Raw genomic sequence first — 14,559 nt, 5'->3', positions numbered from 1 at the left:
CCACTCCAGAATAAGCGGCCGCAGGTAGAAGTAAGTAAGGCTTACCTATTCGACCTTCACTTTGTCAAACGTTTCCGTTTGTACTTTGGTCGCGGCTTCAGACAGTGCTTTTTTCAAGTCCACATCTTTCGTCGTAAATACTTTTTGAATGACATTCGCCATTTCTGTATAGAATTTTTGAGCTTCGTATTGCGCTTCTGGCTTACCATCCCATAGAGCGAGCAATTGTGGATCGTATTTGAACACGTTATCGTACTTCGTTAAGAGATCTGTATACTTTTTACCAAAATCAGAGGAATCTTTCCAGTAGTTGATCGGTTGTGGGATGTAAACACGGTTCTTACCTTTACGATCTTCGATTTCTTTCTTCGTGGAGTTCAAGAAATCGTCTGTGAAGTACTCATCTGTAATCCATTTGAACGCCATTTCTTGTTGGTCTTTATCGCTCTTCGGATTAATAACACGATAGTTACCGCCAAGTACGCCCGTATGTTTGCCGCCTTTCGTAAATGAAGGCATAGGATACACAACGAGATCATCTTTGCTGATGCCGCCTTCGTTGATCGCCGTATCCGCTGCGTTACCGCTGCCACACATAACCATCGCGCCACGCCCTTGAGCAAATGCATTCAAAGCATCGCCATAACCAAGTGCCCAGTTCTGCGGGATCAGGTTCTCATCCTTCAGTTTTTTGTAGAATTCAAGCGCTTGCAAACCAGCGTCCGAATTGAACACACCAACTACTTTACCATTATCTAGCTTCTGTACATCGCCACCTGCAGCATACAGGAAATTCGTCCAGTTCCAGCCCGCTTCCGGCCCTTTACCCATAGGAATAAAGCCTGCAATCCCCTTCGCTGGATCATTGATTTTGCGAGCTGCTGCCAGCAGATCATCCCAAGTCCAATCCATTGGCGGCAAGTCTACGCCTTTCTCTTTGAACAACTTTTTATTCAACGTGATCGTCATGACGTAACCATCAATCGGTACACCGTATGTTTTCCCATTTACAACAAAAGGTTTGGAAAGTAGATCATTCATATCCTTGGCATGTGCCCATGAAGTCATGGAATCGGTAATGTCTGCGACCCATTTCTTATCGACAAGCACTTTGCCTTCCGTTGCATATGTCGTATACTCGGTTGGCGCACTGTTCGAAGCCATTTTGATCCCGATTTCGAGCGGATTGTACTGCCAGTCATCCTTTTTGAAATCAGCATTCGGGAATTTGGTTTTAAAACGAGCAATACGCTGATCTAATTGATCATTCTTCTCTTTTTGATCGGCTTTAAAGCTTTGAGCAGTAATCGTTACTTTCTTGGCAACAGGTGCAGCTGTTGCAGCAGCTGGCGTGGATTCTTTTGCCGCTGGAGCTGGGCTTGTCGTGCTTGATGTTCCATTGCCGGAACTGCACCCCGCTATCAATACCGTTAACGCAATCGCACTCATTGTAGACGCTTTCTTTGCTCTCATGGTTGGTTCCCCTTTCGAATCACATTCACTTGTAGTTGCTACATTTTTGATTATAAGGGGAGTTCAAGGCAAGGGCGATGTGTCGTATTACGCTAAGTATGTCGTATGTTACGCACCTGTTTGCTTCACTTCCGAGATATTAATTCCGAAATGTTTTTTGAAAATTTTGCTAAAATGCTCTGGTGATTCGTACCCGATTTCTTCGGAAATCTCGTAGCGCCGTTTATCCGTCGTCAGAATGAGACGCTTCCCTTCTTCCATCCGCAGCTTCGTGACATAGTCCCAGATGTTCGTGCCCATCACTTTTTTGAACAAATAGCTCAAATAATTCGGACTCAAATGCACCGCATCTGCGATATCCTGCAGTTTCAACCCTTTATCGCAGAAATGACCCTCTATGTACACTTTAGTCTCATATACGATTCGATTGTTCGCCTCATCTACGCCAGCAATGGTTACGTCCGGATCTGGATTGATGCTGTCTTTATCTTCAATATAGAACATGTAGTGACCTTTATTGCTTTCACAACAAGTTAAGCTCTCGAGTGCTTCTTTATACATCACTGGCCACTGCGTTATGCCCTCATGGATGCGACTGATGCCGATAAGACTCTTTACATTCAAATATTTCATCAGATTTGTATGAATCATCTGAGCCACCATCAATAGCTGGTTCACACGCATCGAGCCTCTGCTTTCCTCTTCCGTTATTTGCAGCAGCAAGGTGAAGGTGGAGTTGTGATTATTAAAAACAAGATGGCTCCACTGACTCGCGGTTTCCTCCATGATGTTCAACGCTGCGTATTTCAACAAACTGCGATCCTTCAACGTGGATATTTCCTGATCATGAATACCGCCACGTTCTAATGATAATTTGATAGTCAATATGCTAAAATACGTGCCATTCATACGATTATCCAATGTCTCTTTTATTGTAGGAACCTCAGACTCATGGATCGTTCCTGTCACCAATTCATTCAAATAATAATTCGTCTCATGCGTCATGTGCCCAGGCAGGGAACGCGAGCCTTCCCAATTCGCGAAGCGCTGACCTTTCTCTTCCTTTTCCTTCAACAGCTTGGTCACAACGGAAATGAGATGCGGCGGCGTAATCGGCTTAACCAAATACTCTTTCGCTCCAAAACGGATCGCTTTCTGTGCATACTCAAACTCACCATGTGCCGACAAAATCACAATCGGAATCGAAGGATCCTCTAAGAATATGTTCTCAATCAACTCAATCCCATTCATTTTCTCCATCTGAATATCTGTAAAAACAAGATCAATTTTCTCCAAATGTATAAAATCCAGCGCCTCAAACCCGTTATACGCGATGAATACCTCGTTAATATCCAACTTGGACTGCTTCAAAATCGTCGCAACACCCTTGCAAATCATCGGCTCATCATCTACAACCAAAATATTAACCATGCTGCCACCTCGTTCATTTACTTGCCATAACTCCATTTTATTGTACAACAATCGATGTGAATATGTGTTTTATTACGTTTATTGTGTGGGATGTGTGGATGGTGGGTGTAACTCGATTTTTTCGAGTTTCGGGTGAGCAAGTGCGCAATGGCTGGCCAGGATGCTTCACTAGCGTACAATATTTGTGCGCTAGCGCGCGACGACCGACCGGGAGGCTTCCTTGCGCACAATTTTTGTGCGCTAGCGCGCGACGGCGGACCTGGATGCTCCCCTTGCGCACAATTTTTGTGCGCTAGCGCGCGACGACCGACCGGGAGGCTCCCCTTGCGCACAATTTTTGTGCGCTAGCGCGCGACGACCGACCGGGAGGCTCCCTTGCGCACAATTTTTGTGCGCTAGCGCGCGACGGCCGACCGGGAGGCTCCCCTTGCGCACAATTTTTGTGCGCTAGCGCGCGACAGCCGACCAAGATGCTCCCCTTGCGCACAATTTTTGTGCGCTAGCGCGCGACGGCCGACCGGGAGGCTCCCCTTGCGCACAATTTTTCCAAACATAAAAGAAAATCTTGTTCTTTGCATCTTTATACTTTCTATCATCTTTATACTTTCTATCATCTAAATAAAACGCCGCCAGCTCCAAAATAGAGCTAGCGGCGTATGCTTTACGCTTAAAATCATTCTTATTTTCAAGTTAACAAATTACTTGGAACTTAGCAAAATAAATCTATTAATCATTTCTTAATTAATCTAAAATCATCATAATGGAACCCCGGTGCAACGACACACGAAACCAGAACCGGTTCATCGCCTAGCGGTCGCGCCATTTGCCATACATGTGCTGGGACAAGTGCCTGTGGATGCTGACCGTTCAGTACATCAGGACCTAGAATAATTTCCTGTGTAACGTTAGGTTGCTCACTTGTTCCTCCTAAGGTAAGCACGATCGGGCTGCCCGAGTGCCATAACCATAACTCGTCGGACAATACCGTGTGCCATTCGGAAAATTCATCTGGATGAAGCAGGAAATAGATCGAAGTGGCTGCGTATCGCGAACCCGAGTAGGCTGCATGGAGTACTTCTTTTGGGATTTCGAATGAGGCTTTCCATAGCTCTTTGTACCATCCACCCTCAGGGTGCGGTTTCAAATCTAACGTTTGAACAAGTGGTGAAAGTTGTTTGGTGATCATATGATTTCTCCTATTTCTCTCTATACTTACAAAGAAAGAATTATACCATAGGGATGTCACAAAGTGTATGCGAAAAAATTTCCGAAACCCTCGAACGTTACGCACGTATTGAAAAAGGGATCCATCTAACAAATGCTGGGAAACGAGGGATGAAGATGCCAGATAATCTTAACCTTCAATTGAGGGTAGCGAAAGAACGGATGTTTCGTCTGCATAAAGCAGAGCGCAAAAGAGAAGATCTTCTGAATAGAGTATATGAGCAGGAACGTCTCATAGGACGGCTTGAGTTACAACTGGAATCGGAGCAGGCAGATGTAGAGCGATTAACGCGAATGTCACTTGCAAATTTATTCCACACGATTCTTCGCAGTAAATCCGAGCAACTTGAAATGGAACGGCAACAAGTTCTTAACGCTGCTCTTCAATTAGAAACTGCCAAACAGGCACTTCTGGATGCACAGAATGCTTTGATACAAGTCGGTGATGACCTCGCTAACTATCAACGTGCTGCAGACGACTATAAGAAGCTAATGGCAGTGAAGGAAGCCGCACTTTTAAACGCACCACTATTATCTAGAGAACTTGAACGAATGGATGATAACATCGACGATCAGAAGCTTTTGGTAAAAGAACTGCAAGAAGCGCTGACTGCTGGAAAGCTTGTTCTAGCTTCCTTGACAGACGCTTCCAATAGTCTAGAGAAGGCAGAAAATTGGGGGAAATGGGATTTATGGGGCGGCGGCGGCTTGATTAGCACCCATGCAAAGCATACGCATGTGGATGATGCCAAACAGTTTATTCATCGGGCTAATCACCAGATCCTCAATTTCCGTGACGAACTAAACGACTTGAATCGGAGTTTTCAAATAGAAATTGATATCAGCAACACGCTGAAAATGGCTGACTATTGGTTTGATGGCCTCATTGCAGACTGGATTGTACAAGGTCGGATCACGAATTCTCAAAGCCAAACGCTTTCAGCCATGAATAAAATTCGTCCTGTCGTTTCTCAGTTGCAAAAGGAGTACTCGGCCGCAGAGTCTACGCTAGCTGACCTGATTACGAAACGGATCAATTGGATCGAAGAATCTAACTTGGACAGTTGACAATAAAGAGCCACCCTCAACCAACGTTGAGAGTGGCTTTTTCCATACCTCAGATTCTAATTCTAAATTAAAATCACAACGAAACACCTAAGAAGCCACGTGTCAATTGGAAATCAACATTACCCTGCTGGTAGAGACGAGGTGTATAGGTATGCTCAATGACTTGCTTGACGCGCTCAAGAATCCTGTTCGTCCACTCATTCGGATCTCCACTGAGCAGCAAATCTAGATCATTGTTATTGTTTTGCAGCATTTCCTTTTCCGATGATATTTGCAGCATAGGAACGAATGGATGCGTCTGCATCGGACGATTACCAACAAGCGCGATAATTAACTCTACACCCGTAGCAGCAAGGCCAGTTACCGTCTCCACCCAATGCTCCGTCGGGGTCTCCATGATATGGAAGCCATTGTGGCGGACATGCTCTCCATAGGCAATTGACGGCAGGACGTCAGACGAAGTCAAAATATTTTGGCTATAAGAAGCCGTGGAAAGTAAATCACTGTTCGCAGGAATAACCACTACACCACCGGCGCCAACTATCATCTTGGTCAGCTTCTCCAGCTGTTCTCCTTCATCATCGGAGATGGAACCATCGCTTATGATTCCAATACGCAGTCCTTCCAGACCGATTGTCTCCTTCACATCTGCTTCAGCTGCCGCCAATTGATCGGCAAACCATGTTTCTACCTTCTGCGTTACCTTCGTAATTCCGCCATCAAGCTGAATACTCGCAAAACCGAGGCGACTCGTTTCAACACCCATCTCTTCCATCAGATGGTGCATGTAGTCGTTGTGGGTTTTCTCGCAGCCATGCTCCAGCAGCAAACAATGTTTCACCATCGGATGAGTGATGTAACCGATCATTGTGCGGGCATACAACTTTTCAGCTTGCCCCCCCGAATTACCGCAGCCTTCCGTATGTGCCAAAGCCACAAAACGTGAGATCTCAGGTTGCCCGACACCCTGTTTATTCAGCTTCTGCGTTATCATATTCGCTACCTGCCCAGCACAGAGACTGGTCGGCAGGATCAAGCCGATATTGTCGCTGGCTTGGCGGTTTTGATGACGTGTGAACGAGAATTGGAACGGGCTAGCTACCGCATCTTTCTCCGCTAGAATTTCAATTGGCTCTCCAGTAGGCGCATAGGGATGGAGCAATAGCTCCAGTTGACTTACATCATTCTGCTGCCAGTTGCGCCAGATCTGCACTTGGGCATGCCCTGCTTTCTCACCAACACTACGCTGACCAGAAGCCGTTTGGATGGTCAGTTCGAAAACCTCTTTGCCGAGCTCCTCCATCGACGTGCCTTCCAAAAATTTGCCAGCGTTGACATCCATATCATTCGTCAGCAATTGGAAGCGACGCGTCGTCGTGACCACTTTGACCGTCGGCACGTAAGGGAAATTGGTGATCGAGCCGTTCCCCGTCGTAAAGAAGATCATATTACAGCCTGCAGCCACCTGTCCGGCGATGCTCTCGAGGTCGTTGCCAGGGCTATCCATGAAATAGTATCCGCCATCTTTCATGAGCTCCCCATATTCTGTGGCATAATCGAGGCGAGTGATCGGATCTTTCTTGCGAGCAGCACCAATGGATTTGAGATAAATGTTATAAAGGCCGCGAAATATATTACCACCGGATGGATTTCCTTCTGCACTTGCACCATGCCAAGACGTGCGCTCTTTGAAACGGTTCACAAGTTCTTGGAATTTATTTGCGGTCTCAAGGTTACGAACCTTCGACAGAATATAGGGTTCCGCACCAATTAATTCATCGGTTTCGGCTATGCTGGCAGCTCCGCCGTAGCGTACCAATTCTTCTGAAATCCAACCAAGCAGCGGGTTCGCTGAAATACCAGAAAAAGCGTCCGAGCCACCGCATTGCAGTCCAATCTTCAAGTGACTTATGGATTCCTCCGTCCGTTGCATGGCATTAACAGTAGGCAGCCACTCCTTTATAACTTCTTCGCCTTGAGCCAGATTCTGTTCAAAGCCACCTTCGAGCGACACAAACTTATGCAATACATCATCGATCGGATAGCTGTGTTCTCGCAAATATGCTTCCACCATCTTATTGGTTACCGGTTCATTGCCATAATCAACTACCAAGACTGCACCCACGTTAGGGTTCACAATAAAACCGGCGAGCGTCCTCAGTAGTAAATCCAGGTTATTAAGCTTATCCGTACTGCCCTCCGTATGCGCCACAGGTACTATCCCATCAATATTGGGATAATTCTTCAGTTCACCTTGTAGTCGAGCGGCAAGCTGCTTCGAAAAGCTACCCGTACGAGAGGTGGTACCTAACACGACTATGTGGTTACGAGTACCAACGCCACGGGGTTCACTGCGACGATAACCCATAAAAGTACGAGTTTGCGCGTACATAGGTGATGCCGGAGCAGGCTTAAAATTCTCCTCAGTAAAAACGAATGGAGGAATTTGATCCGTAAAATTTGGCTGAGCAGGCAAAGTGAATTTCAGCTGACGCCCGCTAAGTGCGTCCAATACCGCTTCATTAATCACATATTGACCGGGCTGAATCTCTTGCAGAGCCACTCCAAACGGCATTTCCCAAGAAAGCAGTTCAACACCGGGATGTATTGTCTTCACAGCAAACCGATGACCTTCCAAAACAGTATAATCTATGACCAAGGTTTCGCCTTCAAAATGAATAACGGTGCCAGCATCCAAATTTCGAGTTGCAACGGCACAATTATCGCCAGGTAATGGAAGTCTAGCAATTTCATCAAACTGGTAAATTTCATTCATTGTAACCTATCTCCTTTATGAAAATCTCTCTGATTCAGGATCCTCAGTAAAATATTCAATGTCATCCAATGCTGTCCAAAGCTCTAAAGGAATTGGATAATTGGCTAGCTCCAACGTCTGTGCTACTCGTTCCGGCTTGCTCATGCCAACGACAGTACTCGCGACTCGGGAGTCGCGCATGGAGAATTGGAGTGCTGCAGCGGCAAGAGGAACATCATATTCCTGGCAAATTTTCATGAAGGATCTTGCACGTTCAATTAACAAAGGAGGTGCCTCACTATACGCATAACGCGCGTAAGCATCCGGCCCTTTTGCTAATATCCCGCTGCCATAAGGTGCTGCGTTAATGACAGCAACCCCCAATTGATTGGCGATATCAAGCAACGGCTCCGCTGAGCGATTGAGCAGTGTATAGCGATTGTGGGTCTCCACGGCGCTAAACTCTCTTGTCTCGACATAACGAATTAGCATGTCGATGGGGCCTCCAGATATGCCAATATGATCTATGATCCCCTGATCCTTGAAGTTTTTCAGCACCTCAAGCGGGCCACCTGTTCCCATAATATTTTCAAAGGTGGAATGCTCCGGGTCATGGATATAGACATATTGCAGACGATCTAGTCCTAATCGAATGAGACTTTCTTCAATGGATCTTTTTATTTGCTCCCCGCTGAAGTCGCCAGTCCGTAAACAACGGTCTGCTTTGGTGGCTAGTACAAAACCCGACGGGAGTCCACCATTCTCTTTAATTACCTTGCCAATGCGGCGCTCACTCTCGCCTTCACCATAGGCAGCCGCAGTGTCGAGAAAGTTAATCGAGCTTGCAAAGGCAGCGCGAATTGTGTCCAAAGCTGTTTCCTCTGGAGCATTAAAAGTAAAGATTTCCGGCATATCACCAAGTGGAGCTCCACCAACACAGAGCGGAGAGACAAACAAGCCCGTATTACCAATTGGTCTTTTTGAGTTAAGGGATACAGTTGACATAAAGTAACCTCGCTTCTTATTGAGTATGAATACCGTTCTATTACCTATGAGTTATCGATAATTCAATTATTAACTAATTACGCCCTTTTTCAAAATAATATTGGCATACAGCGCCTTTTCGCTCGTCGCCACAATGGCATAAGCTTTCTTTGCGCGCTCATAAAATGCAAACCGTTCTACATACTCAATAGCTGGTGTAGCGTGTTCACGGATGATCCCCTCGTATTCGGCCCAGATCGGTGTTTCTACTGGATCTCCAGGAACAACAGCCATAAGCGCAACAGGCTTATCGCTGTATGTATCAAGTGGATACAAGGATAATACCGCTTTCAACAATTCCGGTACCCCATGACCATCACAACGCAATAGACGGTTCGCATGACTGGCTGCCGGGAAATTCCCGTCTGCCAAGATGATTTCATCCCCATGCCCCATCTCCATTAACACTTTGAGCAACTCAGGCGAAAGGATGGAAGGTATCCCTTTTAACATCATCAACATCTCCTTGAATAGTGTGTGTTACCGATAACTCAAAATTAACAACTTTATGTCTTGCTGTCAATCCTTTATTTCTATACAATATGAAATACATGAAATGATAGCAGTCTGGCAAAGGAGATTAACACGTGATAACAATCTATGACATCGCCGAGAAGGCCGGTGTTTCCGCGATGACGGTTTCCCGAGTGATCAATAATACGGGCCGAATCAGCGAAGAGACGCGTAAGCGAGTACGGAAAGTCATGGAAGAGCTCCATTATATTCCTAACGCATTGGCACGCAGCTTAGTTTCCCAGAAGACGAATCTCATTTCTCTTCTCATTACGGATATTACCAATCCGTTCTATACAACATTAGCACGAGGCGCTGAGGATGCAGCGAAGAAGGCGGGCTATCGATTGCTTTTTGCCAATAGTGATGAGGATTATGAGAAAGAGAAAGATTACGTCGATATGATTCTATCTACACGGGTAGATGGCGTTTTATTCGCACCAGCAGGCGATCATTCTCATGACAATTTACAGCAATTGCAAAAGCATCAGATTCCATTTGTTGTATTAGATCGAGAAATCCCCGGTATTGACGCGGATGTTGTCCTTGGCGACAGCAAAGAAGGCGCACGCAATCTAGTTGAACATTTGATTGTACAGGGGCATCAGCGTATCGCATTAATTAACGGTTCACAGGATGTTTCAACAGCTCGATTGCGCTATTTAGGCTATAATGAGGCGCTTCAACTAGGCGGAATAACCCCCGATGATTCACTCGTGCTCCATCTGGGTTACCGCGATTTCCACGATGAGACTGCACTCCATGAGCTGCTCCAGCTTGATGATCCCCCTACCGCTATTTTCGCAGCTAATAATATGCTGGCCCTTGGAGTCATCCAATCCCTGCGCCATCGCGGCCTACAAGTACCAAGGGATATGTCTGTTGTCTGTTTCGACGACTTCGGACCAGCAGGTGCAATCAATCCATTTCTCACCGTTGCATCACAACCAGCTTACCAATTCGGGAAATTAGGCATGCAACTCCTAATAGAGCGCATAGAAGGAGAAGCTAGCGATGCTTCACGCAGAATCATGCTGCCTTCTGAGCTCATTGTTCGCTCATCCACACAACCACTCTCATAGAGATAGCGAGCTATTGTTCTTCCCATTTGTGAACAATAGCCGCAATGATTTCTTCCTTCATCTGTTCCGACAACCCATTCCGAAGCTCCGTTATAAACTCAATAAAAAGCAGCGACAACAGCTCATTCAATTCCATATTCAATGGATGATGATGCTTCCAGTTCATATCATCGAAAAATACACGCATCCGATTTACCTCGGCTGGGTGTAATCTCACGTTTAGTGTTAGAAAAGAAATCCCCTCTGAATGTCCCTCCTGAAAAGATAACCCCCACTGAAAGCCAGGCACACTCCCCGCGGGCGGTCGTTCATTCGGATTTGCATTTGCTATAACACTGCCATATTTAGTTCTAAGCTGCAGTATATACGTATACAGATCCTTACCTTTACGGACGTGATCCATGAAATTATCAAATAAAAGCTTAACGAGAAAGGTCTTATTAATCCCACTAAGCTCATCTTGTGATGTGTACACAATATCCTCCAAGAACGCATCTGCCCGGTCGAAATAGTCGCGAGGCGCCCGTACTTTGACAGTATGGTAGATGTCTGTTGTTCCTTTTTGAAATAAACCCGTCCATGATTTTAATGTGAGCATCCCGTATTCCCCCTTCTTCTCCCCTCCTAAACTATTATTCCAAATCTAGCAGAAAAATGACTACAACTAAAAGAGACTATCCATTTATATCTTAACGAATATGACTACGAGCATACTTTTGTGGGCGGTCATCAGCCCGATCATTGTTTATGATGAGACTACGTATTATAGCGGCGATCTAACGAAGTTGGAGGTTATACACATGGATGCAGTGACGTCACGGAAAGCGATAGTAATTGGAGCGGGAATCGGTGGATTATGTACAGCATTGTCACTTCAGCAGCAGGGATGGCGAGTCTCGGTTTACGACAAGGCATCATCACTGAGAGAAGCCGGGGCTGGAATCGTGCTCGCAGCCAACGCCATGAAAGCACTCGATTTGCTTGGCATTGGAGAAGCAATCCGGAACGTGGGGGCACCCGTTGTTCATGCTGACATTCGAACGTGGGATGGCACACTGATTACAAGCCTTCCAGCTGCCAAACAAGCGGCACTATACGGAACGCAAAGCTATGTCATTCATAGAGCTGACTTGCAAGCGATTCTTGTACAAGCAGTAACGGCAACAACACCTATTCAAACCAATAAACAATGGATTGATGGGATACAAAGTGATCGAGGAATAATTGCTCTATTCAATGACGGTACCCAGGAGGAAGCCGATGTCATTATTGGTGCCGATGGGTTTCACTCTGCCGTACGAGAACGGCTTTTTGGTCAAAGTCCAGCCCGTTATTCGGGATATATGGCTTTAAGAGGTGTGTGTAATCAGGAAGAGGCCCGCAACGCAACTAATGGCGGGGGCTTCGAGGCCTTGGGACCAGGAAGACGTTTCGGTCTCTCAAGTCTTGGCAACGGTCGTGTCTTCTGGTTTGCCGCGATTAATGCTCCGCAAGGAAAACTACCTCCGGTAGAAGAGAGACAATCTGAGCTGCTGCGTCAATTTCACGGTTGGTACAGTCCAATCGTATCTGCTATTGAAGCCACGGAAGCATCAACCATTCTAGCCCATGACATCGTTGACCGCCCCCCATTGCCAAAGTGGAGTTCAGGCAGGATGACGCTCCTCGGCGATGCCGCACATCCAATGATGCCCAATTTGGGACAGGGTGGTGCGCAGGCGATTGAAGATGCCATCGTACTGGCAAGATGCCTCCGAAATCCCGATATCCCGACTGCACTTTCAGCATATGAAAAGGAGCGTATGGCTCGAGCAAACCGAATTGTGCGGATGTCTCGGTCGATGGGACGAATGGTACAACTCGAGAACCCAATTCTGATCTACTTACGTAATAAGATGCTAGCCTCCTTGTCTGATGCCCGTTATATAAGCCGGTTCGATCCTATCATTGGATACGAGTTGTAGAATTTCTAATTCACTTCTATTCCTATAAACATCTTTTTACTGAAAGATACTGCACATCGGCTACCTTGCAACATAAATTGGTTTTAAGCGCATAGATGTCGAAGCTGTGAAGCCGATATGCTGTAAATCCAAAGGGTGAACATAGATGGAGAATACGAGGTTAGATGACCTTAGAAATCGAATTGATGAAATAAATGAGAATCTACTGGAACTGCTCTCCGAGAGAGCACGCATTACCCAAGAGATCGGGCTGGAGAAGGAAAAGCAAGGCGTGCCCAAATTCGACCCCCTTCGCGAGAAGAAAATGCTAGACACCTTGGTCGCACGCAATATAGGTCCTTTCGATGACGAAACAATTCGTCACCTTTTCAAACAATTCTTCCAAGCTTCGCTGACTCTGCAACAAACGGTTCACAAGAAACAACTGCTCGTTAGTCGTAAGCGGCAACAAGCAGATACCATCATTCAACTTGGCCCGGCCGCTATCGGCGGGGATAAACCGATCATGATCGCGGGCCCCTGCTCGGTCGAGAGTTATGAGCAAGTACGCGCTGTTGCTGCGGCTATGAAAAGCGCTGGCGTGACTGTGCTGCGCGGCGGCGCCTTCAAGCCTCGCACATCCCCCTATGATTTCCAGGGGCTAGGCCTGGAAGGCTTACGAATTCTCAAAGATGTTGCCGACGAATTCGGACTCCAGACGATCAGCGAAATCGTGGATCCCGCCCATATCGAAATTGCGGGTCAATACATCGACGTGATCCAAATTGGCGCAAGAAACATGCACAATTTCGAACTACTGAAGGCGGCAGGAGAGGTTCGCATTCCCATTCTTTTGAAACGTGGCCTGTCTGCTACGCTCGATGAATTCCTGCATGCCGCCGAGTACATCCTATCTCGCGGCAATACGCAGGTGATGTTAATTGAACGCGGCATCCGAACCTATGAGCGGGCGACGCGAAATACACTCGACATCTCAGCTGTTCCAATTCTGAAGCAAGAAAGCCATTTGCCTGTCCTCGTCGATGTGACCCATTCCACGGGACGCAAGGATATTTTCGCACCTTGTGCCAAGGCAGCCTTGGCTGCTGGAGCGGATGGGATCATGGTCGAAGTCCATCCAAATCCAGCCACTGCGCTTTCCGATGCCCAGCAACAGTTGACGATTGAGGAGTTCAACCAATTTTATGCGGCGATTCAGCGATCCGGATTGTTTTAACGATCATTCTCGATTCCCACGCATCTCCACCGCCGGAACCCCTCTGCCCCACAACGCTTTAGTGATGAATAACATCACTATTGACGCATCAGAAGGTAAATTTGCCTATACAAAAAAGCCCCCAACCCCACAAAAAGTGGAATTGGAGGCTTCTTATCTATACGGTTTTATCTACAAAGGATATTTTATTGTTTTCAGCAAATTTTTTCAGCTTCGACGCCATCGCCACGATATCAAAACGGTTCATCGTTTTGTTATATACCCAACGAGGAGACTTGCCCGTAAGCTCAATGGTAATTTGACCAGGTACGTGTACAATCTCTTTAATATTTTCTGCGCCAAGCACTAATTCTCGGGCCAGACCTCGCTTCGAGAGATTCGTCTTGGTCACTCGCAAATACGGTCTCCGCACGAAATAAATAAGTACGCCGACTACCAAATAGCTAAGCGTTGTATACCAATACATTTTATCCCCTTCGGTTTTCGTCAACGTAAATAACAAGAAGAGCGAAACTACGATGAAGAACGCAGCCAATAGGATGCTTCTTCCCTTAAATACAACCGGACGATCCGGATCTGTCGAAATCGGCGCTATCCCTTGTTTAGATCGGGTTTTATTTGCCTTTTTCGTATTCTTACTTACCATTCTTTCCCACTTGCGTGACATGCCTTTCACTCCCTGCGTAATAGTTACCAAACTCTTCTCCTCATAATCCCATACTTACGACAGAATGTCGATATTTAGCTTGTCATACACGGCAAAAAGGAGCCCTCTCGGACTCCCCACTA

12 protein-coding genes are annotated in these 14,559 nt (G+C 46.3%); 4 read left to right on the top strand and 8 right to left on the bottom strand.

Annotated features, from left to right (window positions below):
* Positions 1–45: 45 nt before the first annotated feature.
* The 3 genes from GC096_RS28810 to GC096_RS28800 form a co-directional block, all read right to left on the bottom strand.
* Positions 46–1,473, bottom strand: coding sequence for an ABC transporter substrate-binding protein (locus GC096_RS28810; protein ID WP_171635136.1), 1,428 nt, complete (start codon positions 1,471–1,473; stop codon positions 46–48).
* Positions 1,474–1,581: 108 nt separating this feature from the next.
* Entirely contained in the window at positions 1,582–2,904 is a 1,323-nt protein-coding gene (locus tag GC096_RS28805; RefSeq protein ID WP_171635134.1) for a response regulator, read from the bottom strand.
* 730 nt (positions 2,905–3,634) lie between these two features.
* Entirely contained in the window at positions 3,635–4,087 is a 453-nt protein-coding gene (locus GC096_RS28800; RefSeq protein ID WP_171636153.1) for a cupin domain-containing protein, read from the bottom strand.
* 158 nt (positions 4,088–4,245) lie between these two features.
* On the opposite strand from GC096_RS28800, the gene GC096_RS28795 reads away from it, so the two are divergent.
* Positions 4,246–5,196, top strand: coding sequence for a hypothetical protein (locus GC096_RS28795; RefSeq protein WP_171635132.1), 951 nt, complete (start codon positions 4,246–4,248; stop codon positions 5,194–5,196).
* Positions 5,197–5,269: 73 nt separating this feature from the next.
* On the opposite strand, the gene GC096_RS28790 is transcribed toward GC096_RS28795, so the two are convergent.
* The 3 genes from GC096_RS28790 to fucU all read right to left on the bottom strand — a co-directional run bounded on the left by GC096_RS28790 (position 5,270) and on the right by fucU (position 9,448).
* A complete protein-coding gene (locus GC096_RS28790) occupies positions 5,270–7,972 on the bottom strand; it encodes a UxaA family hydrolase (RefSeq protein ID WP_171635130.1) in 2,703 nt (900 codons plus the stop codon).
* A gap of 15 nt (positions 7,973–7,987) precedes the next feature.
* A complete protein-coding gene (locus GC096_RS28785) occupies positions 7,988–8,956 on the bottom strand; it encodes an aldo/keto reductase (RefSeq protein ID WP_171635123.1) in 969 nt (322 codons plus the stop codon).
* A 69-nt stretch (positions 8,957–9,025) separates the two neighbouring features.
* Positions 9,026–9,448: an L-fucose mutarotase gene (gene fucU / locus GC096_RS28780; RefSeq protein WP_171636151.1), complete on the bottom strand. Its 423-nt coding sequence runs from the start codon at positions 9,446–9,448 to the stop codon at positions 9,026–9,028.
* 134 nt (positions 9,449–9,582) lie between these two features.
* Here fucU and GC096_RS28775 point away from each other — a divergent pair, with 134 nt between their 5' ends.
* Positions 9,583–10,590 carry a LacI family DNA-binding transcriptional regulator gene (locus GC096_RS28775; RefSeq protein WP_171635122.1) on the top strand — a complete coding sequence of 336 codons (1,008 nt, stop codon included), beginning with the start codon at positions 9,583–9,585 and terminating at the stop codon, positions 10,588–10,590.
* Between the two features lie 10 nt (positions 10,591–10,600).
* Here GC096_RS28775 and GC096_RS28770 read toward each other — a convergent pair whose 3' ends face one another.
* The gene (locus GC096_RS28770; RefSeq protein ID WP_171635120.1) at positions 10,601–11,188 is read right to left on the bottom strand and encodes a hypothetical protein; all 588 of its coding nucleotides are present in this window, start codon (positions 11,186–11,188) and stop codon (positions 10,601–10,603) included.
* 202 nt (positions 11,189–11,390) lie between these two features.
* On the opposite strand from GC096_RS28770, the gene GC096_RS28765 reads away from it, so the two are divergent.
* Complete coding sequence (locus GC096_RS28765) at positions 11,391–12,554, top strand: FAD-dependent monooxygenase (protein ID WP_171635118.1); 1,164 nt, start codon at positions 11,391–11,393, stop codon at positions 12,552–12,554.
* A gap of 145 nt (positions 12,555–12,699) precedes the next feature.
* On the top strand, positions 12,700–13,770 hold the full coding sequence (locus GC096_RS28760; protein ID WP_171635117.1) for a bifunctional 3-deoxy-7-phosphoheptulonate synthase/chorismate mutase: 1,071 nt from the start codon (positions 12,700–12,702) through the stop codon (positions 13,768–13,770).
* A gap of 157 nt (positions 13,771–13,927) precedes the next feature.
* Here GC096_RS28760 and GC096_RS28755 read toward each other — a convergent pair whose 3' ends face one another.
* Positions 13,928–14,437, bottom strand: coding sequence for a hypothetical protein (locus GC096_RS28755; protein WP_171635111.1), 510 nt, complete (start codon positions 14,435–14,437; stop codon positions 13,928–13,930).
* Positions 14,438–14,559 lie beyond the last annotated feature (122 nt).

This window comes from Paenibacillus plantarum, assembly GCF_013141695.1.
GTDB classification, from domain to species: Bacteria; Bacillota; Bacilli; order Paenibacillales; family NBRC-103111; genus Paenibacillus_E; species Paenibacillus_E plantarum.
This window is presented reverse-complemented; position numbering and strand designations above follow the sequence as displayed.

Bases quoted from the DNA above. Each gene is read 5' to 3' on its own strand.
- GC096_RS28770 (WP_171635120.1), bottom strand. From the start codon at position 11,188: ATGCTCACATTAAAATCATGGACGGGTTTATTTCAAAAAGGAACAACA.
- GC096_RS28785 (WP_171635123.1), bottom strand. From the start codon at position 8,956: ATGTCAACTGTATCCCTTAACTCAAAAAGACCAATTGGTAATACGGGC.
- GC096_RS28755 (WP_171635111.1), bottom strand. From the start codon at position 14,437: ATGTCACGCAAGTGGGAAAGAATGGTAAGTAAGAATACGAAAAAGGCA.
- GC096_RS28810 (WP_171635136.1), bottom strand. From the start codon at position 1,473: ATGAGAGCAAAGAAAGCGTCTACAATGAGTGCGATTGCGTTAACGGTA.
- GC096_RS28805 (WP_171635134.1), bottom strand. From the start codon at position 2,904: ATGGTTAATATTTTGGTTGTAGATGATGAGCCGATGATTTGCAAGGGT.
- GC096_RS28765 (WP_171635118.1), top strand. From the start codon at position 11,391: ATGGATGCAGTGACGTCACGGAAAGCGATAGTAATTGGAGCGGGAATC.
- fucU (WP_171636151.1), bottom strand. From the start codon at position 9,448: ATGTTAAAAGGGATACCTTCCATCCTTTCGCCTGAGTTGCTCAAAGTG.
- GC096_RS28760 (WP_171635117.1), top strand. From the start codon at position 12,700: ATGGAGAATACGAGGTTAGATGACCTTAGAAATCGAATTGATGAAATA.
- GC096_RS28795 (WP_171635132.1), top strand. From the start codon at position 4,246: ATGCCAGATAATCTTAACCTTCAATTGAGGGTAGCGAAAGAACGGATG.
- GC096_RS28790 (WP_171635130.1), bottom strand. From the start codon at position 7,972: ATGAATGAAATTTACCAGTTTGATGAAATTGCTAGACTTCCATTACCT.